At 52.1% G+C, this 25,989-nt stretch carries 33 protein-coding genes; 9 read left to right on the forward strand and 24 right to left on the reverse strand.

The features are described 5' to 3' along the window. Positions 1 to 19 precede the first annotated feature (19 nt). The 5 genes from FNL37_RS07060 to FNL37_RS07080 all read left to right on the forward strand — a co-directional run bounded on the left by FNL37_RS07060 (position 20) and on the right by FNL37_RS07080 (position 3,800). Entirely contained in the window at positions 20 to 625 is a 606-nt protein-coding gene (locus tag FNL37_RS07060; protein WP_159355633.1) for a YceI family protein, read from the forward strand. A 146-nt stretch (positions 626 to 771) separates the two neighbouring features. Next, positions 772 to 1,434, forward strand: coding sequence for a DUF1345 domain-containing protein (locus tag FNL37_RS07065; RefSeq protein ID WP_013442206.1), 663 nt, complete (start codon positions 772 to 774; stop codon positions 1,432 to 1,434). Between the two features lie 155 nt (positions 1,435 to 1,589). After that, on the forward strand, positions 1,590 to 1,826 hold the full coding sequence (locus FNL37_RS07070) for a KGG domain-containing protein (RefSeq protein ID WP_013442205.1): 237 nt from the start codon (positions 1,590 to 1,592) through the stop codon (positions 1,824 to 1,826). 305 nt (positions 1,827 to 2,131) lie between these two features. Continuing rightward, complete coding sequence (locus FNL37_RS07075) at positions 2,132 to 2,776, forward strand: response regulator (RefSeq protein WP_159355634.1); 645 nt, start codon at positions 2,132 to 2,134, stop codon at positions 2,774 to 2,776. 118 nt (positions 2,777 to 2,894) lie between these two features. Then, complete coding sequence (locus tag FNL37_RS07080) at positions 2,895 to 3,800, forward strand: SDR family oxidoreductase (protein ID WP_159355635.1); 906 nt, start codon at positions 2,895 to 2,897, stop codon at positions 3,798 to 3,800. Positions 3,801 to 3,910: 110 nt separating this feature from the next. Here the strand turns inward: FNL37_RS07080 and FNL37_RS07085 are convergent, their stop codons facing one another. Both FNL37_RS07085 and FNL37_RS07090 read right to left on the reverse strand, forming a co-directional pair. Then, on the reverse strand, positions 3,911 to 4,390 hold the full coding sequence (locus tag FNL37_RS07085) for a DUF4142 domain-containing protein (protein ID WP_244948223.1): 480 nt from the start codon (positions 4,388 to 4,390) through the stop codon (positions 3,911 to 3,913). A 103-nt stretch (positions 4,391 to 4,493) separates the two neighbouring features. Continuing rightward, positions 4,494 to 4,904 carry a four-helix bundle copper-binding protein gene (locus FNL37_RS07090; RefSeq protein WP_159355637.1) on the reverse strand — a complete coding sequence of 137 codons (411 nt, stop codon included), beginning with the start codon at positions 4,902 to 4,904 and terminating at the stop codon, positions 4,494 to 4,496. A 226-nt stretch (positions 4,905 to 5,130) separates the two neighbouring features. On the opposite strand from FNL37_RS07090, the gene FNL37_RS07095 reads away from it, so the two are divergent. Continuing rightward, positions 5,131 to 5,715: a TetR/AcrR family transcriptional regulator gene (locus FNL37_RS07095; RefSeq protein WP_244948224.1), complete on the forward strand. Its 585-nt coding sequence runs from the start codon at positions 5,131 to 5,133 to the stop codon at positions 5,713 to 5,715. Between the two features lie 98 nt (positions 5,716 to 5,813). Continuing rightward, entirely contained in the window at positions 5,814 to 6,647 is an 834-nt protein-coding gene (locus FNL37_RS07100) for an oxidoreductase (RefSeq protein ID WP_159355639.1), read from the forward strand. 317 nt (positions 6,648 to 6,964) lie between these two features. On the opposite strand, the gene FNL37_RS07105 is transcribed toward FNL37_RS07100, so the two are convergent. The 8 genes from FNL37_RS07105 to FNL37_RS07140 form a co-directional block, all read right to left on the reverse strand. Next, positions 6,965 to 7,258, reverse strand: a complete 294-nt coding sequence (locus tag FNL37_RS07105) for a hypothetical protein (RefSeq protein WP_159355640.1) — start codon at positions 7,256 to 7,258, stop codon at positions 6,965 to 6,967. A 579-nt stretch (positions 7,259 to 7,837) separates the two neighbouring features. Beyond that, entirely contained in the window at positions 7,838 to 9,007 is a 1,170-nt protein-coding gene (locus FNL37_RS07110) for a zonular occludens toxin domain-containing protein (protein ID WP_159355641.1), read from the reverse strand. Continuing rightward, positions 9,004 to 9,303, reverse strand: coding sequence for a DUF2523 domain-containing protein (locus tag FNL37_RS07115; RefSeq protein ID WP_159355642.1), 300 nt, complete (start codon positions 9,301 to 9,303; stop codon positions 9,004 to 9,006). Before FNL37_RS07115 ends, FNL37_RS07110 begins: the two co-directional genes overlap by 4 nt. Further along, positions 9,303 to 10,613: a virulence factor TspB C-terminal domain-related protein gene (locus tag FNL37_RS07120; RefSeq protein WP_159355643.1), complete on the reverse strand. Its 1,311-nt coding sequence runs from the start codon at positions 10,611 to 10,613 to the stop codon at positions 9,303 to 9,305. Before FNL37_RS07120 ends, FNL37_RS07115 begins: the two co-directional genes overlap by 1 nt. A gap of 112 nt (positions 10,614 to 10,725) precedes the next feature. Then, positions 10,726 to 10,926, reverse strand: coding sequence for a major capsid protein (locus FNL37_RS07125; protein ID WP_159355644.1), 201 nt, complete (start codon positions 10,924 to 10,926; stop codon positions 10,726 to 10,728). After that, a complete protein-coding gene (locus FNL37_RS07130) occupies positions 10,910 to 11,251 on the reverse strand; it encodes a hypothetical protein (RefSeq protein WP_211371947.1) in 342 nt (113 codons plus the stop codon). Before FNL37_RS07130 ends, FNL37_RS07125 begins: the two co-directional genes overlap by 17 nt. Position 11,252: 1 nt before the next feature. Beyond that, on the reverse strand, positions 11,253 to 12,122 hold the full coding sequence (locus FNL37_RS07135; protein ID WP_159355645.1) for a rolling circle replication-associated protein: 870 nt from the start codon (positions 12,120 to 12,122) through the stop codon (positions 11,253 to 11,255). A gap of 74 nt (positions 12,123 to 12,196) precedes the next feature. Further along, positions 12,197 to 12,478 (reverse strand): hypothetical protein, encoded by a 282-nt coding sequence (locus tag FNL37_RS07140; RefSeq protein WP_159355646.1) that lies wholly within the window; start codon positions 12,476 to 12,478, stop codon positions 12,197 to 12,199. 160 nt (positions 12,479 to 12,638) lie between these two features. Here FNL37_RS07140 and FNL37_RS07145 point away from each other — a divergent pair, with 160 nt between their 5' ends. Next, positions 12,639 to 12,974, forward strand: a complete 336-nt coding sequence (locus FNL37_RS07145) for a hypothetical protein (protein ID WP_159355647.1) — start codon at positions 12,639 to 12,641, stop codon at positions 12,972 to 12,974. Beyond that, the gene (locus tag FNL37_RS07150) at positions 12,971 to 13,372 is read left to right on the forward strand and encodes a hypothetical protein (RefSeq protein WP_159355648.1); all 402 of its coding nucleotides are present in this window, start codon (positions 12,971 to 12,973) and stop codon (positions 13,370 to 13,372) included. The genes FNL37_RS07145 and FNL37_RS07150 overlap by 4 nt, the downstream gene beginning before the upstream one ends. On the opposite strand, the gene FNL37_RS07155 is transcribed toward FNL37_RS07150, so the two are convergent. From FNL37_RS07155 to msrP, 14 genes are all read right to left on the reverse strand, one after another. Next, on the reverse strand, positions 13,369 to 14,280 hold the full coding sequence (locus FNL37_RS07155; RefSeq protein WP_159355649.1) for a hypothetical protein: 912 nt from the start codon (positions 14,278 to 14,280) through the stop codon (positions 13,369 to 13,371). The two genes, FNL37_RS07150 and FNL37_RS07155, sit on opposite strands and share 4 nt — an antisense overlap. 6 nt (positions 14,281 to 14,286) lie before the next feature. Next, entirely contained in the window at positions 14,287 to 14,571 is a 285-nt protein-coding gene (locus FNL37_RS07160) for a hypothetical protein (protein WP_159355650.1), read from the reverse strand. Positions 14,572 to 14,756: 185 nt separating this feature from the next. Then, positions 14,757 to 15,641 (reverse strand): dihydrodipicolinate synthase family protein, encoded by an 885-nt coding sequence (locus FNL37_RS07165; protein ID WP_159355651.1) that lies wholly within the window; start codon positions 15,639 to 15,641, stop codon positions 14,757 to 14,759. A 569-nt stretch (positions 15,642 to 16,210) separates the two neighbouring features. Beyond that, positions 16,211 to 17,374, reverse strand: a complete 1,164-nt coding sequence (locus FNL37_RS07170; protein WP_041370406.1) for a zinc-dependent alcohol dehydrogenase — start codon at positions 17,372 to 17,374, stop codon at positions 16,211 to 16,213. Between the two features lie 207 nt (positions 17,375 to 17,581). Beyond that, entirely contained in the window at positions 17,582 to 18,112 is a 531-nt protein-coding gene (locus FNL37_RS07175) for a DUF4142 domain-containing protein (RefSeq protein WP_013442194.1), read from the reverse strand. 233 nt (positions 18,113 to 18,345) lie between these two features. Beyond that, complete coding sequence (locus FNL37_RS07180) at positions 18,346 to 19,056, reverse strand: endonuclease/exonuclease/phosphatase family protein (RefSeq protein ID WP_159355652.1); 711 nt, start codon at positions 19,054 to 19,056, stop codon at positions 18,346 to 18,348. Positions 19,057 to 19,129: 73 nt separating this feature from the next. Then, positions 19,130 to 21,328: a VTT domain-containing protein gene (locus FNL37_RS07185; RefSeq protein WP_159355653.1), complete on the reverse strand. Its 2,199-nt coding sequence runs from the start codon at positions 21,326 to 21,328 to the stop codon at positions 19,130 to 19,132. A 12-nt stretch (positions 21,329 to 21,340) separates the two neighbouring features. Beyond that, the gene (locus FNL37_RS07190) at positions 21,341 to 21,634 is read right to left on the reverse strand and encodes a hypothetical protein (protein ID WP_159355654.1); all 294 of its coding nucleotides are present in this window, start codon (positions 21,632 to 21,634) and stop codon (positions 21,341 to 21,343) included. A 122-nt stretch (positions 21,635 to 21,756) separates the two neighbouring features. Next, entirely contained in the window at positions 21,757 to 22,374 is a 618-nt protein-coding gene (locus FNL37_RS07195) for a cation efflux transmembrane domain-containing protein (RefSeq protein WP_159355655.1), read from the reverse strand. 34 nt (positions 22,375 to 22,408) lie between these two features. Beyond that, on the reverse strand, positions 22,409 to 22,741 hold the full coding sequence (locus tag FNL37_RS07200) for a YnfA family protein (RefSeq protein ID WP_159355656.1): 333 nt from the start codon (positions 22,739 to 22,741) through the stop codon (positions 22,409 to 22,411). Between the two features lie 105 nt (positions 22,742 to 22,846). Then, on the reverse strand, positions 22,847 to 23,524 hold the full coding sequence (locus tag FNL37_RS07205; RefSeq protein ID WP_159355657.1) for a mechanosensitive ion channel family protein: 678 nt from the start codon (positions 23,522 to 23,524) through the stop codon (positions 22,847 to 22,849). 217 nt (positions 23,525 to 23,741) lie between these two features. Further along, positions 23,742 to 24,245 carry an HvfX family Cu-binding RiPP maturation protein gene (locus FNL37_RS07210; RefSeq protein WP_159355658.1) on the reverse strand — a complete coding sequence of 168 codons (504 nt, stop codon included), beginning with the start codon at positions 24,243 to 24,245 and terminating at the stop codon, positions 23,742 to 23,744. Between the two features lie 59 nt (positions 24,246 to 24,304). Further along, the gene (locus FNL37_RS07215) at positions 24,305 to 24,916 is read right to left on the reverse strand and encodes a protein-methionine-sulfoxide reductase heme-binding subunit MsrQ (protein WP_159355659.1); all 612 of its coding nucleotides are present in this window, start codon (positions 24,914 to 24,916) and stop codon (positions 24,305 to 24,307) included. Positions 24,917 to 24,918: 2 nt separating this feature from the next. Beyond that, positions 24,919 to 25,893 carry a protein-methionine-sulfoxide reductase catalytic subunit MsrP gene (gene msrP / locus FNL37_RS07220; RefSeq protein WP_159355660.1) on the reverse strand — a complete coding sequence of 325 codons (975 nt, stop codon included), beginning with the start codon at positions 25,891 to 25,893 and terminating at the stop codon, positions 24,919 to 24,921. Positions 25,894 to 25,989 lie beyond the last annotated feature (96 nt).

Below are 25,989 nucleotides of genomic sequence, written 5' to 3' on the forward strand. Positions count from 1 at the left end.
CTGGTGATCGGAGCCTTTCATGTCAGTTGTTCACACCCGCTTTAGGTCTGCGCTTTTACCCCTTGCCTTGTTTTCCCTTGCCGCATTTTCACTTCCAGCGCAGGCGGATTGGATACTCAACCCACAGGCCTCGGACCTCAGTTTCGTTTCCATCAAAAAGAACAGCATCGCCGAAATCCACCACTTCAAGGAGCTGAGCGGCAGCATCAGCGATGCCGGTGCCTTTAGCCTAAGCATCAAGCTCGCCAGTGTGGATACCGGCATCGCCGTGCGGGATGAACGCATGCGCAACATGCTGTTTGATACCGCCATGTTCCCCAGCGCCTCGGTCAGCGGCAAAACGCCCGCCAATGATTACAGCAGCCTGCCCGCAGGCACCAGCCGCATTGAGAGCCTGAAATTTACACTCGATTTGCATGGCAAGAACGTGGAGCTCAATAGCAAGGTGCGCGTCACCAGCCTGAGCAACAACAAGCTGCTGATCAGTACCATTCAGCCGGTGATTGTGGACGCGGCGAATTTTGAGCTGGTGGCCGGCATCGAAAAGCTGCGCGAAGTCGCTCAGCTGCCTGCGATCAGCACCGCGGTGCCCGTTACCCTCAATCTGGTGTTTGATCGGCAATAACGAGTAGAATGCCCTGCCGGTGCGGTGAATAAGGCAGTAAGTTTGCATGCGTGCAAACCGATGAGCCGTCATTGACCTAGTGTGACTCTGCCGATATGGATTAGGCGCACCGGCCCCTCTGATCGCAACTTCACGAGCGAGCTTCCATGAGCATGGTGATACCTGAACCGTTAAAACGTCGTCCCCGCCTGTTGATGGCGCTCATCGCCGGCCTTGCCATGGGGCTGTTGCTGCCTTATGACTGGGATCTGGTCACGCGCCTGCTGGTCACATGGAATGGCGTGGTGTGGTTTTACCTTATCCTCATCATCTGGCTCATATCTCACACCAGCCATGCCGACATCCGCCGGATTGCCGAACAGGAAGACAAAGGCGCCATGGCCGTGCTGGCCGTGCTCTGTCTGGGCTCCATACTCAGCCTGGTGGCGATAGGCTTTGAGCTGGCATCGCTGGAAGATGTGACCCGTGCGGCGCGCGTGCTGCATTATGCGCTCACGGCGATTACCATTTTCGGCTCCTGGCTGCTGGTTGGCATGGTATTCACCCTCCATTACGCCCACTCGTATTATCTTTCTGACAAAAAGCATCGCCCGCTGAAATTCCCCGACGATGCCGTGGAGCTGAGTTACTGGGATTTTCTTTATTTCGCCAGCACAATTGCCGTGGCGGCGCAGACCTCGGATGTGGCCGTGATGAACACCAGCACACGCAAGGCCGTTACTGCTCAGTCCATCCTCAGTTTCATTTTCAATGTGGCGTTTATCGGCCTGCTGATCAACCTCGCCGGAAGCATGATAGGCGGGAATTAACGATTGGCGCTGGCGTAGCGCGGCGCAAGCCTATTTACAATGTCTGACCCCCGATTCGGACATGCGCTTATGCCGGTATCCCGCCTGACTCCCTAAGCTGAACGAACGCTCTTGTTGAAGAGTGTTTTTCAATCATCGCTTAAAGGAGACACATCATGGCTCAAAAGCAAAGCAACCGCGGGTTTGCCGCAATGGACGCTGCCAAGCAGCGAGAGATCGCCAGCATGGGCGGCAAAGCCGCTCACCAGAAGGGCTCTGCGCATGAATTCACCTCGCAGGAAGCCCGGCTCGCAGGACAGAAAGGCGGGCAAGCTGCACACCGCAAGGGCACAGCCCATCAATTTGACTCCCAGTCGGCCCGTGAAGCTGGCCGCAAGGGCGGTCAACATTAATCGACAAGCCTCGTCTTGTCTTCATCATTCACTTGTCTATCCGTTAAATCAGCCACTTACTGGTAAAAGTCAGGGTTCGACTTTCTAACCGGTATTGAAGCCAAGTAAGGTTTTAACTTAAACCTTTAGAAACCTGTAGTAATAAAACCTGTGAGAGAAAAGCAGGGCGCATGCCTTGCTTTTTTCATGTTCGCTTGGCGCCAGCATAAAGAGAGTCCTACACCTGAATAAGGATTTCCTTATGCAGATGAGCTCGAATAGCGACTAGAGTAAAAACCATCTACACAACGTAAATACAAGGTCTTATGAAACACATTATTGTCGTGGATGGTTTCTCTGGCACTCGTAAGCTGTTGTGCCAACTCATCAGTAATACCCAGAAACAGTATGCCGTGGATCAGGCCATGAATGTGGTCGATGCCGAGGCCATCATCCGCCAGAAGCGGGTGAATCTGGTCATTCTGGACATCTCCAAGCCCACCAAAAACGGCCTCGAAGCCCTGCTTGATCTCAAGCAGCTGTTTCCCAAGATTCCCGTGCTGGTGATCAACGGGCCCGACCATGCGAAATACGCAGACCACTTTCTGGATATCCGCTGCGAAGGCTACCTGACCAAGGATGCGGATTACGCCGAGCTGTGCAAGGCCATCCAGGCCATACTCGCGGGCGATTCGTACTTCCCCTCCATCCATCAGTCGAGTGCCCAGTTGCCGGAGAAATCACGGTATCCCAAGCGCCTGTCCTCCCGGGAAATGCAGATATTTCTCAAGACCATCAAGGGCATGACCACGAAATCCATGTCCAATGAGCTGAAAATCAGCTCCAGCACGGTCAGCGTCACCAAATCCAACATTATGCGCAAAATGCAGTTGCGCGACCGGCGTGAGCTGATCATGTACGCGTTGCGGCAAGAGTGGTTGCCGCCCAATTATATTTTCCAGCCTCGTTAAGCACAGCCAGGCCCAGACCCCATATATTCTTACACGGGTTTGACGTGCATCCTGACAGCCAGCATGGCGGGTCTGAATTAAGCTGAATATTCTCATTCATTCAGCAGGAGATTTCGCCATGCCAACAGATAACCAGGTATTAGAGGGCTCTCACGGGCACGATCATCGCGACATGCAGCAACCTCCGCAGCAGCAACACCAGCAGCCGGGCCGTGAAGAAGACATGGAGCCGCGTCCCCAGTATATTGACCCTGCTTACAAGGCCAGCGGCAAGCTGAAAGGCAAGGTGGCGCTGATTACCGGAGGGGATAGTGGAATAGGGCGTGCAGTGGCGGTGCATTTCGCCGCAGAGGGCGCCAATGTAGCGATCATCTACTACACCGACGCCGAAGAAGAGGATGCCTACAAGACGCTGGATATCCTGAGCGACTATGGTGTGTATGCCGAGGTATTCCAGGGCGATATCAGCGAGGTCAGCTTTTCCCGCAGTGTGGTGGACCAGATACTGAACAAATTTGGCCAGCTGGATATCGTGGTCAACAATGCGGCGCAGCAGTTTGAGCAGAAGAGCCTGGTGGATATTGCGCCATCGCAGCTGGAGCAGACGTTTAAGGTGAATGTGTTCGGCATGTTTTACCTCACGCAGGCAGCGCTGCCACACTTGAAAAAAGGCGGCCGCATTATCAACACAGCCTCTGTTACAGCTTATAAAGGTAATCCGGTACTGCTGGATTATTCCGCCACCAAGGGCGCCATCGTGGCCTTTACGCGTTCCCTGGCGCAGCAATTGAGCGAGCAGGGGATTACCGTCAACGCCGTGGCCCCCGGTCCGATCTGGACTCCATTGATTCCCGCCAGCTTCTCCGCAGAAAAGGTGGAGAAGTTCGGACATGACACCCCGATGGGCCGCCCCGGCCAGCCGAGTGAAGTGGCCCCGGCGTATGTCTTCTTAGCCTCTAATGACAGCTCGTATATCAGCGGGCAAGTCATACACCCCAACGGCGGCACCTCGGTTAACGGCTGAGCTTTAACCTTAAAAAGTGCGTCAAAACAAAAGGGGCTTTGGCCCCTTTTTGTGTTTTATAAACCATTAATAATCAATTAAATAATTAGTAAAGTTAATGTTTTAAATCATTAGTGCGGCGGTTCCTTGAGCGATATTTCCAGCCGTTTACCCGCTTCAAGATGCTGCTTCAGCATGGGCAGGTTTTGAGCGGCAAACGCTTTCAGCTCTGGATTTTCCACCTTGGCAGCCGCCCTTTCGAATAACTCGACTTCATCCTGATGCGCTTCCACGCCAATATCCTCGATGAATGCCAGATCAAACGGTTTGCCATTTTTGGCAGACATCAAATGCAATCGCAGCTTCTCCACCAGGCTGGGCTCTTCCTGCAGCTCCAGTTCCAGCTTCAGGGCCATGCGCTTCAGCTTGTCCCCGCACTTTTCATTGTCTTTTAATACACGTTGCGCATATTCCTTTACCGCCGGCGTTTTGCTGTGCACGACCGCCAGGCGATTAAACTCCATCTCCATCACGCTGGCTTTGACGGCATTTTTCAGGAACATCTCATCCTGCATGGATAAAGCCGCAGCAAAACAAGGCATTGCGGCCATGCTCAAGACCAGAAGCGCCATAAAGCGCCTGTAACGCATTTTTTTCGCTGGCCTATACACGAGGCTCAACCAGGCTTGAAAATTTGCCCATGAAAATCACGAATCAGTGCTCCACGGCATTTTTGATCAACGCATCCGCTTCCAGGCAACGCTCGGCACATTGGCGGCATGCAGCAGCGCAATTATGGAAGATCTCGTTATCCGCATGCTCGATGGCATGTTGTTCGCATGCCGCAGCACAGGCATCGCAGATTTCAGCGCACACATGGCACGTCATGAAAAAATAGGGCGACTTGCGCGACATGAATTTGATCGCCATGAAGCAGCTTTCGGCACAATCGCGGCACAAGGCCGTCATGTGCGACATCCCCGGCGTATCCATCTGTATGCATTCCGTCACGCAAAGCTCACACCAGCGCGCGCAATGAAAGCAATCCTCAGTACAGGTCTTGATGTGCATGTCCACGGGATCATGTTGACCAGACGTGGCTTTACCAAGAATAGAACCTAGCATGATGACCTCCAACGTATGTAATTACCTGAAGGGTTCACGCTAAACCACGCACGGGCTATGCGTTATAAGCCAACACCGCATTGACGGGTAGGACATCGTTGAGATGCTCTGCAGCGCCTGACTGCGCAATGAGAGTGGGGAGGTTTGGCTACATGGCCATTATTTTCAATGCTGAAGATCATAACTTTCTTGCATTGTATGATGGTCGTCATATATGATGATCATCATGAAAAAAGCAACGACACCACGTAACACCATCAATCGCAAAGAAACAACGCATAAACGCATTGTAGAAACCGCGGCCCGCGCTATTCGCCGCAGTGGTTACGATGGCACTGGCGTAGCCGATATCATGAAAGAGGCAGGTCTTACGCATGGTGGCTTTTATGCCCATTTTTCCTCTCGCGATGCCATGTTGGCAGAGGCGGCGGATCTGGCAGGCGCCGACACTCTTGCCATCGCAGAAAGCATATTTGCCGAGGCACCTCAGGAGCAGGCGCTATTTGCCCTCATGAATGCCTATTTATCCAATGAACACATGGCCAATATTGAATCGGGTTGCGCCTTAGCTGCGCTGGGTTCAGAAATGCCACGTCAGGCGCCAGAAGTGAGAAAAGCGTCTACGCGCCGTATCAAGGAAATGATCAGCCTGGTTGAAAGCCGGCTGACAGGCCCCGATGCTCATGAGAAAGCACTACTCGCTATATCCACCATGGTCGGGACATTGTTGTTGGCACGTGCGGTTGATGAGCCTGAGCTGAGTCAGGATTTTCGGCAGGCAGCGTTATCGCACTACAAAGCCATCAAGTAATAGGGTTGTAAAGCAGGCGTGTATTTTTTTTGGCCCTTTAATATGACGATCATCATATTAAGACATATATATTTAATCGAATGACATAGGAGACAGGTATGAAAAAAAGGGTCGCAATCGTAACAGGCGCTTCATCCGGCATTGGTGAAGCGACAGCAGAATTACTCGCAAACTCGGGTTACAAGGTCTATGGCACCAGCCGCAAAGCAGATCAGGTAAGTAATCGACCTTACAAGATGATCACACTGGATGTGACCAGCGAGGCCTCAGTCGCAGCCGCATTAAAGCAAGTCATTGATATCGAAGGCCAGATTGATCTGCTGGTGAATAACGCAGGCTTCGGCGTAGCCCCGGGAGGCGCGGAGGAAAGCTCCATCGAGCAAACCCAGCGGATATTTGATACCAACTTTTTTGGCCTTGTCCGCATGACGCGAGCCGTTTTGCCTTATATGAGAAAGCAGGGCGCGGGCAGAATTATCAATATCGGCTCTATCCTGGGCCTGATACCCGCACCCTACATGGCGACCTATGCCGCCACCAAGCACGCGGTAGAAGGCTACTCCGAATCCATCGATCATGAGCTGCGCACCCAGGGCATCCGGGTCTCGGTAATAGAGCCTGCCTATACCAACACGCAATTTGAATCCAACACCCAGGAGCTAGACTCCAAGCTGGCGGAATACGCGACAGCACGTAAAGCCCTCGCCAAATTGATCAAAATTTCCGTGGCCGCTGGAGATGACCCTGGCGTAGTCGCCGAAGTCGTATTGAAAGCGGCCAGTGCCAAAAACCCCAAGCTTCGATATGCCGCCGGAAAGTTAGCGCGGCGCTTGAGCCTGCTGAGAAGATTTGCACCTGCAGCATTGGTGGATATGGGTATTCGCAAAGAAATGAAACTGGACTCACTCGACAGCATCGCCAGCCAGGCATAAAGCAATATGCGGCGCAGCGCCTTGGTGGGCTTGGAAAGAAGAGCCCATTAAGGCGGGCGCCGTATGACTTTTGGTTTAACCATATTATTACTTAACTGCGCATAATGTATATTATGTTAAATCTAGTCACGAGATGCCGGAGGCGGCAAACGATGAAAAATATGAGGCTCACTTAACCATGTAATAACTGATACACCCACTCGGGGTTGATAATGAATATTACCGATAGTACAAATAAAACGAACGAAATGATAAAAACTAGAATTAAGGCGATTAGTAGTCTGTGTTCTAGATTTTGCTTTTTTGAAGGATAGTCCTTATTTCGATTCATTGATTTCGCACTCCTCTAACACTGACAAACTATCCATTAACAAACCGTCAGCAAAGACCATGAGATAAGGATGCATTTCAGCATCATGAATTACTTTAAGAATCTTTCTTCTGCCATCCTCAGTTATATAGAAAACGTGCCCATTGCTAATAGAGCGTATTACTACGGCTACAGGCTCATACCATTTTTCACCATTGCCATCTATTCCCCCAAGGTGAGTAACATTTTTAAAGTTCCCCGTCCCTTTTTTTGTAGCGCACCGAACATGATAACAATTCATAAGAAATCCCATAGTAAAGATAGTTATTATGTTTTTGTTTTTATTGTGAATTTACATTTTCAGTATTAGCCTCTTAATCTCCCTAGTCAATAACCATTTCACATAAATGGTAAACACAATTGGACGACCGGGGAATCTAAAATTTCAGCAAGCCTTTTCCCTGAAGTGGTATTCAAATTTACCAAATAACGACATGCAGCATTTACAAGGTTCTCCGATAGGCCGGCTTCAACGAGCCTCAATTTTTCCATACGAATTTTGCGATAGTATTTACGCCGTTTAGCTTTATCACGTCCTTCAACGCGAATATGCCAATAATAGTTTTTTAGATTGTTTGCCCACTCTGGCGGGTCATACTCTCCGCGATGATGAAATCCCTGCACTATCGACACCCTTTTCTTTTTATTGTGTCCTTGGCCGCAGGGATTCCGAATAGGAAAAGCTCACGCTGGTTGTATTGTGTCCGTAATATAAATCTAGACGGCGCTTCGCGCCGGACTGTCGTCTCGTCACGAAGACGCCATCCAGACACCCAAAAAAAAGCGCCTTTCGGCGCTGTCAGTAACCATCCCAGCATGATCAACTACCAGTAGCGTATGGCTGGGGTTGATTCGGGAAGCGGTTTTGCGATTGCGATTCACGCACTCGATTCGACGGGCTACGGGCTGATTCCTGATCCTGTTCAGGATAAGGAATCACGGCTACCGCCGCGGGCCCTACCGTCTCACCCTGCGGGCGCTGCGCGTCGCTCAGTGCGTTCTGATCCTGCTCTCGTTTGTTGAGGGTGTATTGGTCTTTAGCGTACTTGGCCGAACCATCATCGAAATCCTGAAACATTCCGTTTTCGACAAACTGGAGACACACAGCCTCATCCATGGCGATTTTTGTGCCCTGTTGAGTGTATGCGGTACACCTGCCACGAATTAACACGGCAGCGGCGATTCTGGGGGCCATAACGGGCTTAGTTATTTCGTCATACTTGGGAGCCGTGAACGGCAGATCAGGCACCCGTGGCCGCTGGGATTCGCCCCACGTGTAAACCGTCTTTTGAAGTTGAGCGGATCCGCTCAAACTTAAGTGGCCGTCAGGATCCAGAACGTCTTTTTTAGCACCCTCTTCTAACACGTGCGACTGGACGCCACCATGCAGCACCGTGTAGCCGTAGTAAAGGAGTGCAATGACAAGTAACGGCAGGACGACCATTAATAGCAAGCGCATAGGGATACGCTTTTTCACGGTGTGCATATCGGCAGACTTGTACCAGCTGTAGACCTCTTTCGGATAGACGAAATGGGTCTCTATGCTGTTTTTGGTGGACTTGTCGACGTTCTCCCGAACCTTATGGAACTCGTGAATTTTGGACTTTGCAAAACCAAAGAAACGCTCAACGTGATAGTGATAATTGACCAGGCGTCGCAGATTGGAATCAACCAGCATAGGGTGCTGGGTGATCAAATACAGGTCATGTCCATCGTGCCGATGCGTTTCGAGCTGGCTAACGTGTAATGGCACTTGTGAACCCACTGCACGCGGCCGAAAAGTGGATTGGCATTCATCAATGACGATGATCGACCCCTTGGGACACTCAACCCATTTATCGGCCGATTCCATCAACTGCCAATCGAGCGTTAATTCCGGGATTCCGTGATAGAACACCGGGCGCTGTTCCTTGTCCGCCCGGTCCTTGACCTTCTTAAGGGTGTAAAGGCTCTTTCCAGAGCCGGGCAAGCCTGTAATGAGGTGAATCATTTGGTCACCATCTTCGTGATACTGCCACCCTGCAGGCCCATGATTGCGTACTTGGCCACCACGGCCGAGGCAATCACGGATAGCGATTCACCGAGCCGCAGCATGCCGACTGCACCAATCAGTTGAGGCGGGACACTGGTGAGCATGGCCAGCGCGTCAGATTTGATCGACGCAATGAGCAGATCAATACCCTGATACGTGATAAACGAGATACCCAACGCGACCAGAACGCGGCCAACAAGGGACTTTATGGACAGGGCAAGAGCGCCCCACAACATCGATATAAAGACAGGCATTAGACGATTACTCCGGCAACGATACGAAGGGCGGCCATATACGACAGGGCCAAGAAGATATAACCCAGCGCCTCAAAGAATGGGCACCAGTCAGACAGGGGAAGCGTGGCAGACTGCCCCAGCAGCGTGATAGTCAGATCAGTAAAGCAGCTCGCCGAGATGGGGCTTGAATTGTCCAAGCTGGACTGGACGTTAACGTGTTCGCGGTTCGAGCTGTCGGCAGGGTTCGGCGTGGTATCCGTGCCATTCGTCATGGCTTCCCCTAGCGCTTTGGCTGTGGCGTTTTCTTTGAACCACTCGCAGTTACGGCGGGCCTGTTCTTTTGCCATGGCGCACTGGATCGCATCGCCCTTACACGCCACGGCGTCGCATGCCCCGGAGATATCAGAATCGGTCGCCGCTTTGCATTGCGCAGCCGTGGGATTCTCAGCGCAATAGCTGGTCTGACTGACCGTTTTCGTTTCGGTCTTCGTTTCCTTTGTGCCGTCTGGATTGGTCTTTTCTGTCGTAGTGACGACAACCACGGTGCCATCGCCATTGAAGGTGGCACTTGAATTGGTAGTGCTATTGCTGGAGCTACTCCCGGTCGGGTTGCCGTTGGCATCCTTGGTCGAGCTGCTGGAGCTGGAAGACGAATTGTTTTTTGTGGTGACAGGCGTAGACCCTTGAGAGCCAGCCGACACGCAAGAGGTAACACCGCCGACACTCACAAAGCTTTTGCCTTGGCTCATGCAGTTAGCCTCAGGTGTAGGCGCTTTATTGTTTGTTGGCATAGAGCAAGAAGCACCGGTGCCATTGCCGTATTGACCGACGCAGCCGCCCTGCCCGCCAGTTAAGCTAATGCACATATCCACCGCAATGGAATAGGTGCAATTATTGAGGCAGTCTGTCGTGCCATCGGAGCCGAAATATTTAGAGCCTGATACGCCGGAAACGTAGCCCGTATTGCACTTGGGCGGAGGTGTAAGATCGCAGCCAGCGTAAGGCGAAGTGTACAAGGTGGTTTTGCCGTAACAGCGATAACGAACGGCCGCGATAGAAACCCCGTAAGCGGTATCCCCGTTCGACTTAGCGAGATTGGCGGTCAAACTGCCAGAGGTGGGATTAGAGGCTACCGTGCCGGAAGTGTACTGATAGAGCGATAGCGTGGGATTTTGGATATCGATATACGCCTGTATGGCTTGAGCAGGATCATCGTATATGGCGTTATTGGTAAGCAAATAGACCTTGACCGCATCGAATGCAAAAACAGGCGATTGGATCGCGACAAGGAGAATTGCCCCAACGATCAGGCGGAGAAAATGAGCCATAGCGCCCCCAGTAAACCCAGCATTACTAACCATCCGTCCATATCCCCTACCCCTTAAGAAAAAAGGCCCGGAGGGCTTAGAAGCTCCGGGCCGATTGGTCTCAATCGTGCAATTAACCGCCGTGCACCATGGAGAACACTTTCTTGACACCCCATACAGCCAAGATAGCGCCACCAATGGCAGTTACGGCAGCCACACCATCGCCCAGGGCGGTAGTTGCAGCAGTTACATCGATCGCAGCTTGAGAAGTGCTGGCAACGAGTGCCAGAGCTACGCCAGTTGCACGAACGTACATGTTATTGATCAGCTTCATTTGAATTTCCTTTACTTTTAAGTTGAGAGATAACGGCCCGGAATACCGCGCCAATTGCCCACAGTAGCGCTATGGCAGCCGCTATCTGTTGACCCTGTTCGACCGTGAGCGACCATGCGCCCGAGGTCAATTCTTGAGGCTGTGCGATGACATAAACACAGCTTGTAATGTCTGTAGGTTGAGGGCTGGTCACTTGGTACTGCCCTGCCCCAATATCCGTTAAGCACTCAGCAGCATGTGCATCTGACATGCCCCAAGCAAATGTAAAAGCAGCTCCAAAAATCAGGCCGATGGTGAGAAATGCCAAAGATCGGATCAGCCGCATATCAAACCTCTTGAATGCCGCGTATCACAAGCAAATCCATGCCTTTGTTCCAGATGGAAATGTCACGGATGCCGCGTTGATAGGCCAATTGGGTCGTCATGGCAGCAGCCGCGCCAAATTGGGAATCTGAATCAGTGGCTGAAAAGGCACCGAAGAAAAACCGGGTAACTTTTGGCTTTTCTATGCCACGGCTGCATTTATATCGACGCTCGCCAAGCTCACGATCATGCTCAAAGGTCTTACTAATGTACTTGGTGAGATAGTTGGATAGCTCTTGAGAGCGATAGACAGGTGAAGCGCCAGAGAAGCGCTTTTTACGGTATTGAAGGTCTACTTGGCCTTTTGTGTTTTCGCCTGTGTCCGTGGCATTACCACCAATGGCGACATACCAGCATGAGCGGATATGGGCGAGGTCTTGTTTACCCACACAAGCTACGTGCATATGGAGCGCGCCCCGCTCTTGATACTCTTTCACTGCGACATATTGCCAATCGGGGTAACGCTCACGCACCAGACGGATAAATCTAGTGAAATCACGGTTTAACTTGTCCGAATCCTGCATGTTTTCGCGGTAGACAAGGGTTAGCAGATGATCGGCACCAATGGTGCGAATACGGAAGCTGACTTGCTGGCGCGCGCGGCGCTCTGCCCTTCTAAGGTTCTCTTCCTTAGCGGCTTCTATTTCCTCGTCAGTCTTGGGGACTGAAGGCCCCCTAAGTCCAAGGGAGCGGCTTTTTCTCAGTTCATCCATGGGATTCACTAGCCTTTGTACAATTTCAACAAGCCCCGATTTAAATTCCCGGATCGTTACCTGATAATCCGGTAAGGCGTTGTATTCGTAAGTCAAATTACCGTGTAGAATGTTTTCCATGTTTCAGCGTTACTAGACAAACGTTGAGATTAGAAAGGCCAGTGAGACGTTACCTCATTGGCCTTTTGCTTTTTCTACGATTGCTTGCGCACTTCCTGTGCCGGAGTTGCAGGCGTAATGCCTGTAATCACAAACTCAACGCGACCGCGATCACCTGCGCGGGGGCTGACATCCACCATGTAAGAACCTGGCATCAAGCCTTTGAGGGTGTCTTCATCTGCATAAACGCTGTGATTGCCGGCAATTTCGCCAGTCCAAATTTGAAGGGTTCGACGGTGCCATGCACCACCGCTGCGTGCTGTGCCGCTTTCAATCTCACCTACGCCGAGAACCTGTACTTTCAACTGTGTCGCCATTTTTAAACGCTCCTATGAGGTACCGCCCTTTTGAAATTAGGCCCCTTTCGTCGGCGGTTTAACGTGGGGATATGAAATTTCATACAAAGGTATAAGAAAATTCTTATCTTGTAAAGAAATTTCTTATATAAGAAGATTCTTAAAAAAGAGGGGGGTAGCTATGAAGTGGATAGCAGGTGCAATAGCAGTTCTAGCTTTAATACTGATAATCAACGAACCCAAATATAGACGGCATGAAGAAGCTATAAATAGATTCATGGAACAAAGCACAAATATGTCCGCAGAAATGAAAAGGCAAGCGGAGCAGTCTCGGGTCAATAGCTACAATGCGGAAAAAATTAAGCTTTTTGTGCCTGGAAGAGATTCAAAGACATGCATGGAAATTTTAGAGGTTAATGAAATTAATAACCGTGTAGTCGAATGCAATAAAGATCATTACGTAGAAATGCGACGTGATGAAATTGCTAACTTTAAGAAAGAACAGAGGTTGCCATGAATTCATATGAGCTAGTAAAAATAGCAAAAAGCAAACAAGGTATAGAAAGCGATCGGGCGTTCGCAATCAATAATGGCTTCACTGTGCAAAACATATCGGACTGGAAAGCTGGAAGAGCAATTCCTAATGCAAGAAATTTCTTAAAACTTGCCACTTGTGCAGATATGTCTATTGAAGAAGCTTTGAAATTTGCGGAAGAAATGGAAGCAGCTAGATTTAAGCAGGCGGGATATTCAAACTTAACAATGATGGGAACCTTAACAGGCCTGTCATTACTTGCAGTGACACACTCCCCTGCTCTTGCCGGGCTTATCGCAGTGAGCGGCGCCGCGACTGTATATTATGTAAAATTAACGAGGCGATGCCAAAAGCCGCTAATGATGAAGTTAATGCATTAGAGCCAATCAGTCACATGAGTATTTAAGAAAAAACTCTTCAATGAAGAGGATAAAAGTGTCAAAGCCTCATAAAAATCTTTATCTCTTTTCTCTTCTTTTAACTGTTCGTCATATTGATGCTTTCTGATCAACTTTCCATCGATGGCAATTGGATGCAAAGAAATTTCCTTTTCATTTGCACTGAGCACTTGAATGGATTCATCTAATACTAAAGTCTTTGGATCAAATGACTTTACTAGGTAAATCCCATTATTCCTGGGAATTACGACAATGTTATCCTTACCCGATATAGTCCATTTTTGAGTAATAAATTGAGCTGAAATAGAACCGGCAATGCTCATGAACGCAATAATAATTAGTGCAACGAATATATAACTTCCTAATTTATACATAGAGTCTTGTAAAGGGGGCTTCCCTTTAGTTGAGGCACTATCCGCTGTATCTTCTGCCTCTTTAGAATCAAACATATACGATGAAGATGACTGTTCAAGGCTATTAGGTAAGGGGGTTCCACCAAAAAATAATATTAATGAGTAGATAACTTTAAAAAATATAAATGCGAGATAAGCGTAAAGAGGACGTTCTAAATGTTCATTTGCAGCTAAAGTAAGAAGAAAAAGTAAAAAACAAAAAGTGATAATGAATCTATCAAATAGAAAAGATATGAATATATTTTTGTGATCAGACAAAGTGAATCCTACAGATAGCACAGCAAAAGAAACCATGCATATGATAGCTATCGATAAGATACTCGATGAAGCAGTGTAATAATTAACCTCAGCATAGAAAAAAGGAATATCAAAGTAATTTAAATATCCCCAATCAAAAATAATAGAAAGCAAAAATCCTAGTACTGGTATTGCCCAAACAACGAATTGAGTTTCCTGTAAGAGAGGTAGATTTTTCATTATTCATTATCCCCATATTAAAACCATTTGCGAATTTGAATTGGCTTCTTTAATAGCTAATTTTTTCCCATCTACTGCCTTCAATGTAGCTAAGTATCGGCACACCGCGAGAATTAGCTCTTGATTTACGTAGCACTCTGCAAGCCTTAGTTTTTCTTTTTCAATTAATCGATAAAATTTTCGTCTTTTAGCTTTATCGCGACCCTCAACGCGGATGAACCAGTAATAATTTTGCAGATTATGCGCCCAATCTGGAACCCCGTATTCCCCGCGGTGATGAAATCCCTGCACTATCTACGCCCTTTTCTTTTTATTGTGTCCTTGGCCGCAGGGATTCCGAATAGGAAAACTCACGCTGGTTGTATTGTGTCCGTAATATAAATCTAGACGGCGCTTCGCGCCGGACTGCCGTCTCGTCACGAAGACGCCAAAAAAAAGCGCCTTTCGGCGCTCTCGATTCGCACAGCCACCCTATTTCATAGCAAATCCGCAATGCAGGCGTTTAATCGTTCCCGCTCTTCCCCGCTCAGCGATTTAATTGGCAATGGCAGGCTGGGGACTTTAACCAGGCCTTTTAATTCGGCGATGGTGGCGATGACGCGCAGGCTTCCGTAGCGGCGGAAGAAGGCCCAGATGGGCTCCAGGGCGGTGGATAGGCGGTTGACTTCATCAATGTCGCCCCGCTGCGATGCTTTGACTATTGTCAGGATAGGTAATGGGAACAAGCCACCAAGCACGGAATACCAGGCTTGGCAGCCTGCGATCAGGCCTGTGGCGCCGGAGTGGTCACCGCTGATGCCTATCGTCACATGATGGGGAATATGGGCGCGCAGGCGGGCAACGCGCTCTTTGGCTTCATCAAGATGGTTTGAAAGCGGCGGGATTTTGATGGAGGCGATGTTGGGCAAGGCGGCGATGCGGCCATGCAATACGTCGCTGAATTCAAAATGGGTGGTGGTGGGGTTGTCGTACACGCAGATGGGGATAGAGCTGTGCTGACTGACGGCCTGATAATGCGCGAATACTTCGTCTTCGGTGAGTTTTTGGTACGAGACCGGGGCTAGCAGCAGGCCGTTTGCGCCGGCTTTTTGAGCATCTTCGGCGAGTTTCAGGACATCTTTGGTGCGCAATGCGCCTATGCCAACCACCACGGGGGTGCCTTGGGCGCTCTCCACTGCCAGTCGGGTGACCAGATTGCGCTCTTCGCGGTTGAGATAGGCATAGCTGCCGGTGGACCCCAATACGCCTATGGAATTTACCTGGGCCTGGGCAAGCCTGCTCACCAATTGGCTGAAGGCGTTTTCATCGATGGATACTTCGTCCATGGGGGTTAACGGGAAGGCGCTTAAACCTGTAAACATGGCGAAACTTTCTATGCGAGTAAATGCGTCATTTTAGCTTTCTAAAGCGAACTTCAGGGGCTTGCTTAGCGCTAATTGGCCGGTGCGCCCTGCTCTACCCTTCAAAAAGCATATTTAATTGAAAAAACCTTTAAAAATAAGTTGCTTAAATGTGATTTGTCATAGTGAAACGGAAATTTCAGGCCTATATTGAACGCTAGCTTCCGATGAAGGCAGCTAACTTATAACCAGAGAGCGTATTGTCGAAATTTATCCAGGCAGATCATTAGACCTGAGGCGTGAGCGTCGGGGTCTATCCAAATCTGCATAGCTTCATGACAAGCTGAGAATTTTGAAGGGTTCAATATTGCAGGGAGTGCTGGTCCTTAAATGCGTTAAGGAAAGGTGGCTCTTATGAAAAATGAGAGACAAGCACGTGATTCAAATGGTACCCAGAAACAGAGCTGGGGGTTTGCTGGGCCGATTTTTCTTTTTATTGTCTTGTGTCTGATATTTTCACTACGCTGGATCTATTAGCCACATGTTGCAGGTCAACAAAAGCCCCAAATATGGGGCTTTTGTTTTGAGCATCAGCCTGGCGTGAGCACCACTTTTCTACAGTCTTCTTCCTTGTTGTTGAATATCTCATAGCCTTTGACGGCATCTTCCAGTGACATGCGGTGGGTGATGATGTCGGCCGGGCGCAAATCGCCATTTTCAATATGTTCCAGCAGCTTGGGCAGATAGCGTTGCACATGGGTCTGGCCCATTTTAAAGGTCAGGCCTTTGTCAAAGGCATCGCCAAACAAAAAGCCATGGATAAAGCCTGCATACACGCCAGGCACGCTCACTACCCCACCCCGCCTGACGGCGGCGATGCACTGGCGCAGGGCTTTGCCGCTGCTGCCTTCTATTTTCAGGTTGGCCATCACAGTTTCCAGCGTGCTGCCTTTGGCTTCAAAGCCTACGGCGTCGATCACGGCATCTACGCCGCGATAGCTGGTGTTTTGAATAATGACTTCGGCGGGATCCACATCTTCAAAATTGATGCTGATGGTGTTGTATTGCGCCTCGGCATAGGCCAGGCGATAAGCATGGTGATCGACCATGAAGATGGTTTCAGCCCCCATGAGCCGGGCACTGGCAGCGGCCATGAGCCCGACCGGGCCGGCACCGAAGATGGCAACGCTGGAACCTGGGCGTATGTGAGCGTATTCCGCCGCCTGATAGCCAGTAGGCAGGATGTCGGTGAGAAACAGCACTTGCTCGTCGGCCAGGCTGCCATTGATTTTAAACGGGCCCACATTGCCCTTGGGTACCCGCACCAGCTCGGCTTGCCCGCCTGGCACGCCGCCATACAGGTGGCTGTAACCGAACAAGGCGGCTGAGGGTCGCAACTCCTTTTTGTTGAGGATGGCGCCACGGCCGGTGTTGGTGGTTTCACAGGCGGCATACAGTTCCTTCTGGCAGAAAAAGCAGTCGCCGCAGGCAATCACGAACGGGATGATGACGCGGTCGCCCTTTTTGACATTGACCACATCCTTGCCCACATCTTCCACCACGCCCATGAATTCGTGGCCGAGAATATCGCCATCTTTCACCATGGGGATTTTGCCGCGGTAAATATGCAGGTCCGAGCCGCAAATGGCAGTAGCGGTCACCCGCAGTATCACGTCATCCGGCTCCTGAATAATGGGGTCTGGCACGGTCTCGATGCGGACATCTTTGCTGCCGTGGTAGGTTAATGCGCGCATGGTGCTCTCCCGGAAGGTAATCAATTGCATGATGCTAATGGCGTATGGCGCCAGGCCCTGTAGGCGCCAACCGGGAGTTGCTGTAGGGTGAATTTGCAAGGCCGCCTGCCACGATGCATGGCAGGCAGACAATAAAAAGCTCGCCCATATAAGCTGCATGAGCGAGTGGAGAAAACACTCCGCCATGTGCGGCGAAGAGTCTAGAGATTAATCGTCGGTGCTGGCTTTAAGCTTCTTTGCCTCTGCCAAGTGGTGCTTCAAGCCAGGCAGCATTTTGTTGGCAAATTGTTTTACGTCGGCATCGTCGGCATTCTTCGCGGTTTTTTCAAACAGCTCGACGGTATCCTTGTGCGCAGCCACGCCTATGGATTCGGCATATTCCTCGTCAAAATCCTTGCCATCCTTGGTGGAGAGCAGCTTGGCCTTGGCTTTTTGCATCAGGCTAGGCTCCGTGGGGATTTCCACGCCCTTGGTTTTGGCGAGTGCGCTCAGCGCGGCATATGCCTCGGTGTGATCCTTGATCATCTGGTCGGCAAACTTCAATACCTGAGGGTTTTTGGATTTGCTCTTGGCCATTTCACTGGCGGCGATTTCGGCTTTGTTGGCCTGAGCAGCGTTTTCAAAGAAATTTTTGTCGCTCATCGATACATCCGCGGCACAGGCCTGGTGGATGGTACTCAATGTCATCAAGCCAACAAGCGTGCAGACAGATAGCAGTTTCATTCGGGTGAGACTCATGGTGTTCTCCTTGGTGATAGTAGCGGGCACAGTGACAAGGTAGTCGGGTTTGCATGGCTTCGCGATCAGCGGATGTCTGATTTGCATGTGGGAGAACCCCACAAGGGTGGTAGGTCTATTTAGATGAGGTTGACGATTGGCATGCCGCCTTATCTGCAGATGCGCTCGGCTAAACCTAACTTTTAAGATTAATAGTGATTCTTAATGTATTGATTTAGTGAAAATTGTTAATTTCAATCCCACTCCAGCTCAATCACGATAGGCAAGTGGTCTGACAGCCTTCGGATATCGTTGCCATGGATGCGATGCGCGGTAATTTTGATACCTTCCGCCTCGTACCACACCCTATCCAGGCGCAACACCGGGCACAGGGAAGGGAAAGTCGCCTTGCAGGGCACCGGCGTCAAATGACCATCAAGAAAGCGCAGCAATGCAGAGGGACGTTGCCATTCGTTGATGTCGCCCATTAGCAGCAAGGGGCTTTTGGTCTCCTCCTCCACCGCTTGTATCAGCCGTATCAGGTTACGCGCCTCGCTGCGTCGTTCGTAGATCGAGAGCGAGAGATGAGTGCCGATCACACGCAGATTGCCATGCGGGCCTGCAATCAGGGCATCGGCCGCCATGCGCGGCTCCAGGCTGGGCCGGGTTTCCAGATTGTGAATCAGCCCGCGCACGATGGGATAACGGCTGACGATGAGATTGCCATACCAGCCCTGCCCTTCCAGCATGCTGGGGCAGATGAGGTGAAACGGGCGATCCGGCCCCGCCAGGCGTTCAACATCATCTGGCTGGCCACCCCGTGAGGGCCGCGTTTCCATCTCCTGAATCACCCCTGCATCAATATCCAGACGCTGCATGAGATGGTGTATGCGCTGGAGATCGCGCTGACCATCCAGACTGCGCCCACCATGAATGTTGAAGCACAGCAACCGCATACGACTCATAGGCAAACAGCCCTTGCATGGCATGCAGGCAGATAGCGCCAAGCGTATTGGCAGGCGACAAGCATGATGCGGCTCATTTTGCTGCAGTCTGCCAGTGTTTGGCGGCCAGATGACTCAAAACGATGATGAGTATCCAGGCCAGCAGCCCGCCGCCCAGCAGCAGCATGTTGTGCATGTCCGGATGCTTCCAGAATGAGAGTGCCGATTGCCCCAATAACACGGAGACGGCGGTACCGGGCAGCATGCCCAGTGCCGTGGCCGCCATCAGCCGCCAGAAAGGCACATTCATCATGCCCAGCGCCAAGTTAACCACAGTGTAAGGCGCAATCGGCACCAGCCGCAGCAAGGTCAGCCCGACCAGGCCGCCCTTGTCCGCGTAATGCGCGATATTTTTCGCATAGCGGCCGGTGAGCGCGCGCAGCGAATCTTCCCCCAGCTGATTGCCAGCAAAAAAACCGATGATGCAGCTCACCAGCGAGCCCAGCATGGCAATCAGAAACGCCTCCAGTGGAGGAAACACAATCACCACGGTGGCGGTCATGATCATGTGCGGAAAGAAAATCAGCGTACCGACGATATAGGCCGCCATGCCCGCCGGGAAGGCCCATGCCGTGTTTTTCACTTTCTCCAGCAAGGGGACGATTTTTTCCGGAGTGGCGTATTCGCTCAGCGGCGTGACTTTCCAGGCCAGCACCAAGGCGATGATCGCCAGCACGGCAATCACCAGCTTGGGCGGAATGGACGCCCTGAACTGTTTGCGCTGCCCACGCGAGGTGATCAGGCGCGGCAACAAGGGATGCGCGGGATCAGCCAGCCAGGTGGCGATGCGCGAAAAGCGCTCATGGCGATAGGCTTCGTCATTGATACGGCGCAGATGCTGGCGGCTATGCGGAATATCGTCCAGAAATGTCTGCACGCTGGCGCCGCTGGAGATCAGCTGCTGAATATCGTCTAACTCGCGGCCGGTGTGCTCACGGATCAGGTCATTGCGCATGCCGGCAATCGCCTGTTGCGTGGCCTCGTCATGGGCCTCAAACATGAGGTCGCATTCGGTATCCAGCGTCATTGAGCGGCGGTTGATATTGCTGGAGCCCACGCGCAGGTAGTGGTAATCCACCACCATCAGTTTGGAATGGATGCGAATGGCTTTTTCTTCGCCATGCTCGCTGCTGGCTGGATATGCCATGACTACGCGATCCCCAACTCCACCGGCTTCCAGCAGTTCCTTGAAGTGCACGCGCCCAGTGTACATGGATTTACGTTCCATGATGCCCTGCGGCCGGTCGCAGCTGATCAGCAGTGCACGCAGGCCAGGACGTTCCTTCAGCCGTTTGTTGAGCGCCCGGGCAATGTCTTTCTGCGTGAAAAACTGGTTTTCCATGTAGATGAACTGCTCGGCGCGGGCAATCATGTCCAGGTAAAGCTGCTTGATCTGAGTGCGCACGGGCTGCCGCAGGAAGGCGGGCTGCGTTAATGCCACGGCGGTGCGGATATTGGTCAGCGCAGGCTTGGCAAACTTGGGCCAGACAGCTGGCAAGGCATCGCTGTCGGGCATGCGGGTGGGAATGGCGTGCTTGCCAGTGGCTTGATGCCATCGCTCGCGTACCAGCGTTGCCAGCGGTTGCACAACTGGCCCTGCCACCACGGCCTGAATATCATGGTAAGGCCCGAACTCCTTTTTGGCGCCCAGTTTGAGAGTGCCATCCGGGTCTACCCGCCGATCATCCTCGGTATGGTGTTCGCGCTTGTCCCAGCGGGCGATGGCGACATCCATGCCGCCACAAAAGGCAAGTTCATCATCCACCACCACCACTTTCTGATGATGGCTGGCGCCCAGTGGCAGCTGGCCATCGAACACGAAATGGATATTGTCAGCGTCCTGCCATTTCCATTTGAATTCGGAAAAGCTCTCGCGCTCGGCGGCCAGAAACACGGAGTAATTCCAGCGGTTAAGGTAGATCTGGATCGCCGGATTCTGCCCGGCTTTCCAGGTCAGCAGCTCATACAGCATGGGTGGGCAGCTGGCACTGGCGGCCTCTTCGCCGCGCAACAGCTCAATGCGGCTGTCGATATCCCATCCCAGTATGAAAATGCTGTGGCGGGCTTCGCAAATGGCGTGATAAAGCGCGCGATAGTAATTGGCGCAATCTACCAGCAGCGCAGCGTGCGTGGCTTGCGCGGCATGCCAGCTATTGGCGTCGTGCAGCTGCATGGGCTGCGCTGGCTTGGCGTGTTCAGTATCCGGCAACTTGGTGTCCTCCCAGGCATCCACGGTCGGCTGCGCCTATTGTTTGGTCGATGGGGTGGGCTGGTGGATGTCCGTGCCTGGCTTGGTGCTGCGATCAGGCTGGTCTTCTTGCGGCATGCGTGGCGGCACAATCACGCTTTTATGCTCTTGCGGGTGTGCAGGGGGAATGGTCACGCTTTTGCTATCAGCGCTGCATGGCGGTTTGCTGGTGGCGGATGATTGGTCACAGGGCGGCAGCGTACTGCCAGACGGATCGGCCGCATGGCTGACGGAGATCATCGCCATCAAGCACAACGATGCTGCAAACAAGCATAAACGTAGCATGGGCATGGTGGGCTCCAGTCAGGTGAATGTCATGAAAAACATGCCTTATGGCAGAAGCCATGCCTGTATGAAAAGCCAGGCGCCTTACAGTTCCGCTTGCGCTTGTCAGACGATCTTTATGAAACGCCTCATGCAGCGCTTCTCCGCGCATGCAATGCTGCTGCCAGCACCCTGGCAGATGAGCTGATCAGGAGCACGGAGAGCGCCAGACCGACCACCAGATCTGGCCAGGCAGAGTTAAACAGCCACACGGCCCCCGCAGCCACGATCACAGCGAGATTGGTGGCAATGTCATTGCGGGAGCAGGCCCAGACCGACGACATGTTGATGTCATCACTGCGGTGCTTCCAGAGCAGGAACAGGCATAGGCTATTCGCCAGCAGCGACAGCACACCTATGCCGCCCATGGCGTCAAACAGTGGCAATGCTGGCACAAACAGCCGGTAGATCACCTGCCCCAGCACAAAAAGGCCTGCCAGCAGAATGAGGCCGCCCTTGAACAAAGCCACCACGGCCTTTTCGCGCGCGCTGCGCGAGACTACATACAGGCTGAGCGCATAGGTCAGCGCATCGCCCAGGTTATCGAGGCTATCGGAAAGCAACGCGGTGGAATGGGCCAGCCAGCCTGCGACGAACACCACCACGAACATGGTGGCATTGATGCCAAGCACGATCTTCAGGGTTTTGCTCTGGCGCTGCTTCAGCACCTCGATGGCACACGATGTGTTATTACAACAATCTGCCATGCGTCACCTCCTGTTATGAAAGTCCCCTGCCCGCTCAGGCGGCTCTGGGCGCAAACATGATGATGGCCATGCCGCACAGGGCAATGCTTGCGCCCAGCAGATCCCAGCCGGTTGGCCGTATGCCATCGACTTGCCACAGCCAGACGATGGCGACGGCAATATACACCCCGCCATAGGCGGCATACACCCGCCCTGCTGCCGTGGGATGCAGGGAAAGCAGCCAGGCAAATAGTGAGAGTGACAGCGCTGCAGGCAGCAGCAACCAGGCACTTTTGCCCTTGCTTAAGTACAAATATGGCAGGTAGCAGCCCACAATCTCGGCTAGCGCGGTCAGCACAAATAATAAAAAGGTCGTGAGCGGATTCATATGGGATGGGTCAGGTTAAGCCTTGAATATACCTGCATTTTGCCCGGCTTGCGGACAATAAAAAAGCGCCCGCAGGCGCTTTCAGGAGTACCACAACCAGCAGGCTTACTTCTGGTTTTTGTTTTTCTGGAAGTTTTCGATAATGCCAGCGGCCCACTCTTTGCCACCCAAGCCAAAGGCAATCGCCAGCGCCAGGAAAATGGCACCGAATACGATGACGAACAGCGACGTCAGTAATTGCGTGCCGATATCCAGCTGCTCAAGGGCCACAAACATGGCCAGGATCTGGATGCCATATTCGGCCGAGGTGCTGATGGCGAGCGCACCGCTGAACTTGATGCCGTGCAGCCATGCAAATACCAGGCGGTTAACAAAGCGGGCCAGCAAGGTACCAAACAGCAGCACCAGAATGGCGATGATGATCTTGGGCAGGTAGTTCGCCAGCTGATGCAGCATCACGGCCACTTCGTTCAGGCCCAGGGCATTGGCGCCGGTGATCACGAACAACAGGATAACCAGCCAGTAAACCACCTGGCTGATGACGCCGCTGAGCGTCAGGTCGAATTCACTGTGCTTCAGAAAGGCTTCAAGGCCGGATTTGTCAGCGAATTTATCGAAATGGGTGAACTCAAGGACGCGCTTGACGCCGACACAGGCGATTTTTGCCAGTACCCAGCCAAAAAACAGGATCACCATGACGGCTAACAACTTGGGGAAAAATGTCGCGACCTGACCCCAGAACTGATTGAGAGACGATAAAAAGATATCGATCTGAGTTTGCATTGGATCCTCCTAAATATGTATTGCGAGATACCTTGAATACCGCTAAGGCCGCAGCTGTGGAATGGATGTTGTGCTGCGTAGACTCAAAAAAGCCGAGCTGCATTTTGGCGCAATTAGTCCCATCTCGCAATAAACTTAGGGCTTGATCGTTTCATTTTACTTTAGATTTTAATCCTATCTATATGTAAATATTGAAAATAAAAATATTAATATGGGATTATTTAAACAAGCGGCGCTGTAGCAGGTGATCCAGACTGAGGGTGCCTGCCCCGCGGAACAATAGCGGCAGGAACATGACGATGTATAGCAGCGGCAGCTTGTAATTGCCCAGGCCATCGCCGTTTTCGTCGATGATGCGGTAACCGGTGAGCAACTCACGCAGGCTGTGCCATTCGGCTGGCCAATGCACGGCGGCAATGGCAACGATGGTCAGGATGATAAGGGAGAGACTGATAAAGCGAGTGGCCAGCCCCAGCACCAGCAACGCGGCCCCACCCAGCTCAAACCAGGTGGCGATCTGCCAGCTGGCTTCGGGTGGTAACAGGCTGAATGGAAAAGGAAAGCTCACGTCAGCAAACCAGTTGCTGCCCATGAGCTTTTCATACCCGGCTTCGCCGAATTCCCACGCCAGAATCAGGCGCAGCACCAGCGGCGGCAAGGCATCGCCTATGCGGTTGCTGATGTGTTGAAAGGATTGATAAACGCGTAAAGAAGTCGACATTGGATTCCCCTTGTAAATAGTGAGTGTTACAAGGCTTAGTCGAGCTGGCGCGCGTATCCTTACACCATCTGCCCTTTTCTTTTGCGCAGACTGAATACCAGGCGTATTGCCAGCAGCGCCGCCAGCACCAGGGCATACAGCATGGGCTCAGTGATGTCTTTTTTCACCAGCCACCAGAAATGCAGCACGGCAAAGATGGCGACCAGATACACCAGGCGATGCAGGGTTTTCCAGCGCTGGCGCAGGCGCTTGATCATGGCATTGCTCGATGTCAGCGCCAGCGGCACGCTGAGCACGAATGCCGCAAACCCCACCAGCACATACGGGTGCTTGATGATGTCTTTGGCAATCTCCTGCCAATCAAACCAGTGATCCAGCCAGACATAGGTGGTGATGTGCAGACAGGCATAAAAAAACATGAAAAGCCCGGCCATGCGCCGCAATTGCACCGGCCACGCCGTGCCCGTCAGCAGCCGTAATGGTGTGAATGACAAGGTGACCAGCAGTATGACCAGGGCCCAGGTGCCAGTAGACCGCTCGATGAATTCGATGGGGTTGGCGCCAAGGTCATCGTGCATGCCCAGCCACAGCAGGCGGGCCAGCGGAATGAGCGCGAGCAGGAACAGGCCGGCCTTGATCAGGCCCAGCTGTTTTCGATTGGGTGGGAGCATGGTTAGAAGTTCTTGCGCAAATCCATGCCGCTATACAGGTGGGCAACCTGCTCGGCGTAGCCATTGAACATCTGCGTCTTGATGCGTGGCGAGAATACACTGCCGCCGATGCGACGCTCTGAGGCTTGCGTCCAGCGCGGATGGTCCACGGTCGGGTTCACATTGGCATAAAAGCCATATTCGCGCGGCCCGGCTTTTACCCAGGTGGTTTGCGGCATGGTTTCGCGAAAGCGGATTTTGACGATGGCCTTGGCGCCTTTGAAGCCATATTTCCATGGCACCACCAATCGCAGCGGTGCGCCATTCTGATTGGGTAGCACCTCGCCATAGAGACCTACGGCAAGAATGGTGAGTGGATTCATGGCCTCGTCCATGCGCAGGCCTTCGGTATACGGCCAATCCAGGATAGGCACGCGGGCGCCGGGCATCCTGAGTGAATCATCCAGCGTGACAAATTCCACGAACTTGGCATTGGCGGTGGGCTCCGCCCATTTGACCAGTTGCGTCAGGGGTAAGCCTACCCAGGGGATGACCATGGACCAGCCCTCAACGCAGCGCATGCGATAGATGCGCTCTTCCAGCGGGGCAATTTTCAGGATATCTTCCAGATTGACCGTGCGCGGATTTTTTACTTCGCCCTCAATAGCAACGCTCCATGGCGTGGGCTTGAACAGCTTGGAATGCTCTGCCGGATCGCTCTTGCTGGTGCCAAACTCATAGTAGTTGTTGTAGGTGGTGACGTCGTCATACGGGGTGAGTTTTTCATCGGCCCCATAAGCGGTTTTGGTATAGCCCGTGATTTTTTTGCGCTGCTCGGCAGCAGCCCAGGCATGCCTGGGTAGCAGGCCATAACCAGCGGCCGCCGTTGCCAGCAGACCAAAACCGGCAGCCTTGATGAATTTCCGCCTGTCCTGATACACGCTTTGTGGGGTGATTTCAGACGGGGTGATATCGGATTGTTTGCCTATCAGCATCATGATGCTCCTGCGTAAACCTGCCTGTGGGTCGGAATAAGTCCAGCAGCAAGCTGCCAGGCTTACCCCTTAGTCGTACAGAAAGCGAAGGCCTTACAT

Source organism: Methylovorus glucosotrophus (assembly GCF_009858335.1).
GTDB classification, from domain to species: domain Bacteria; phylum Pseudomonadota; class Gammaproteobacteria; order Burkholderiales; family Methylophilaceae; genus Methylovorus; species Methylovorus glucosotrophus.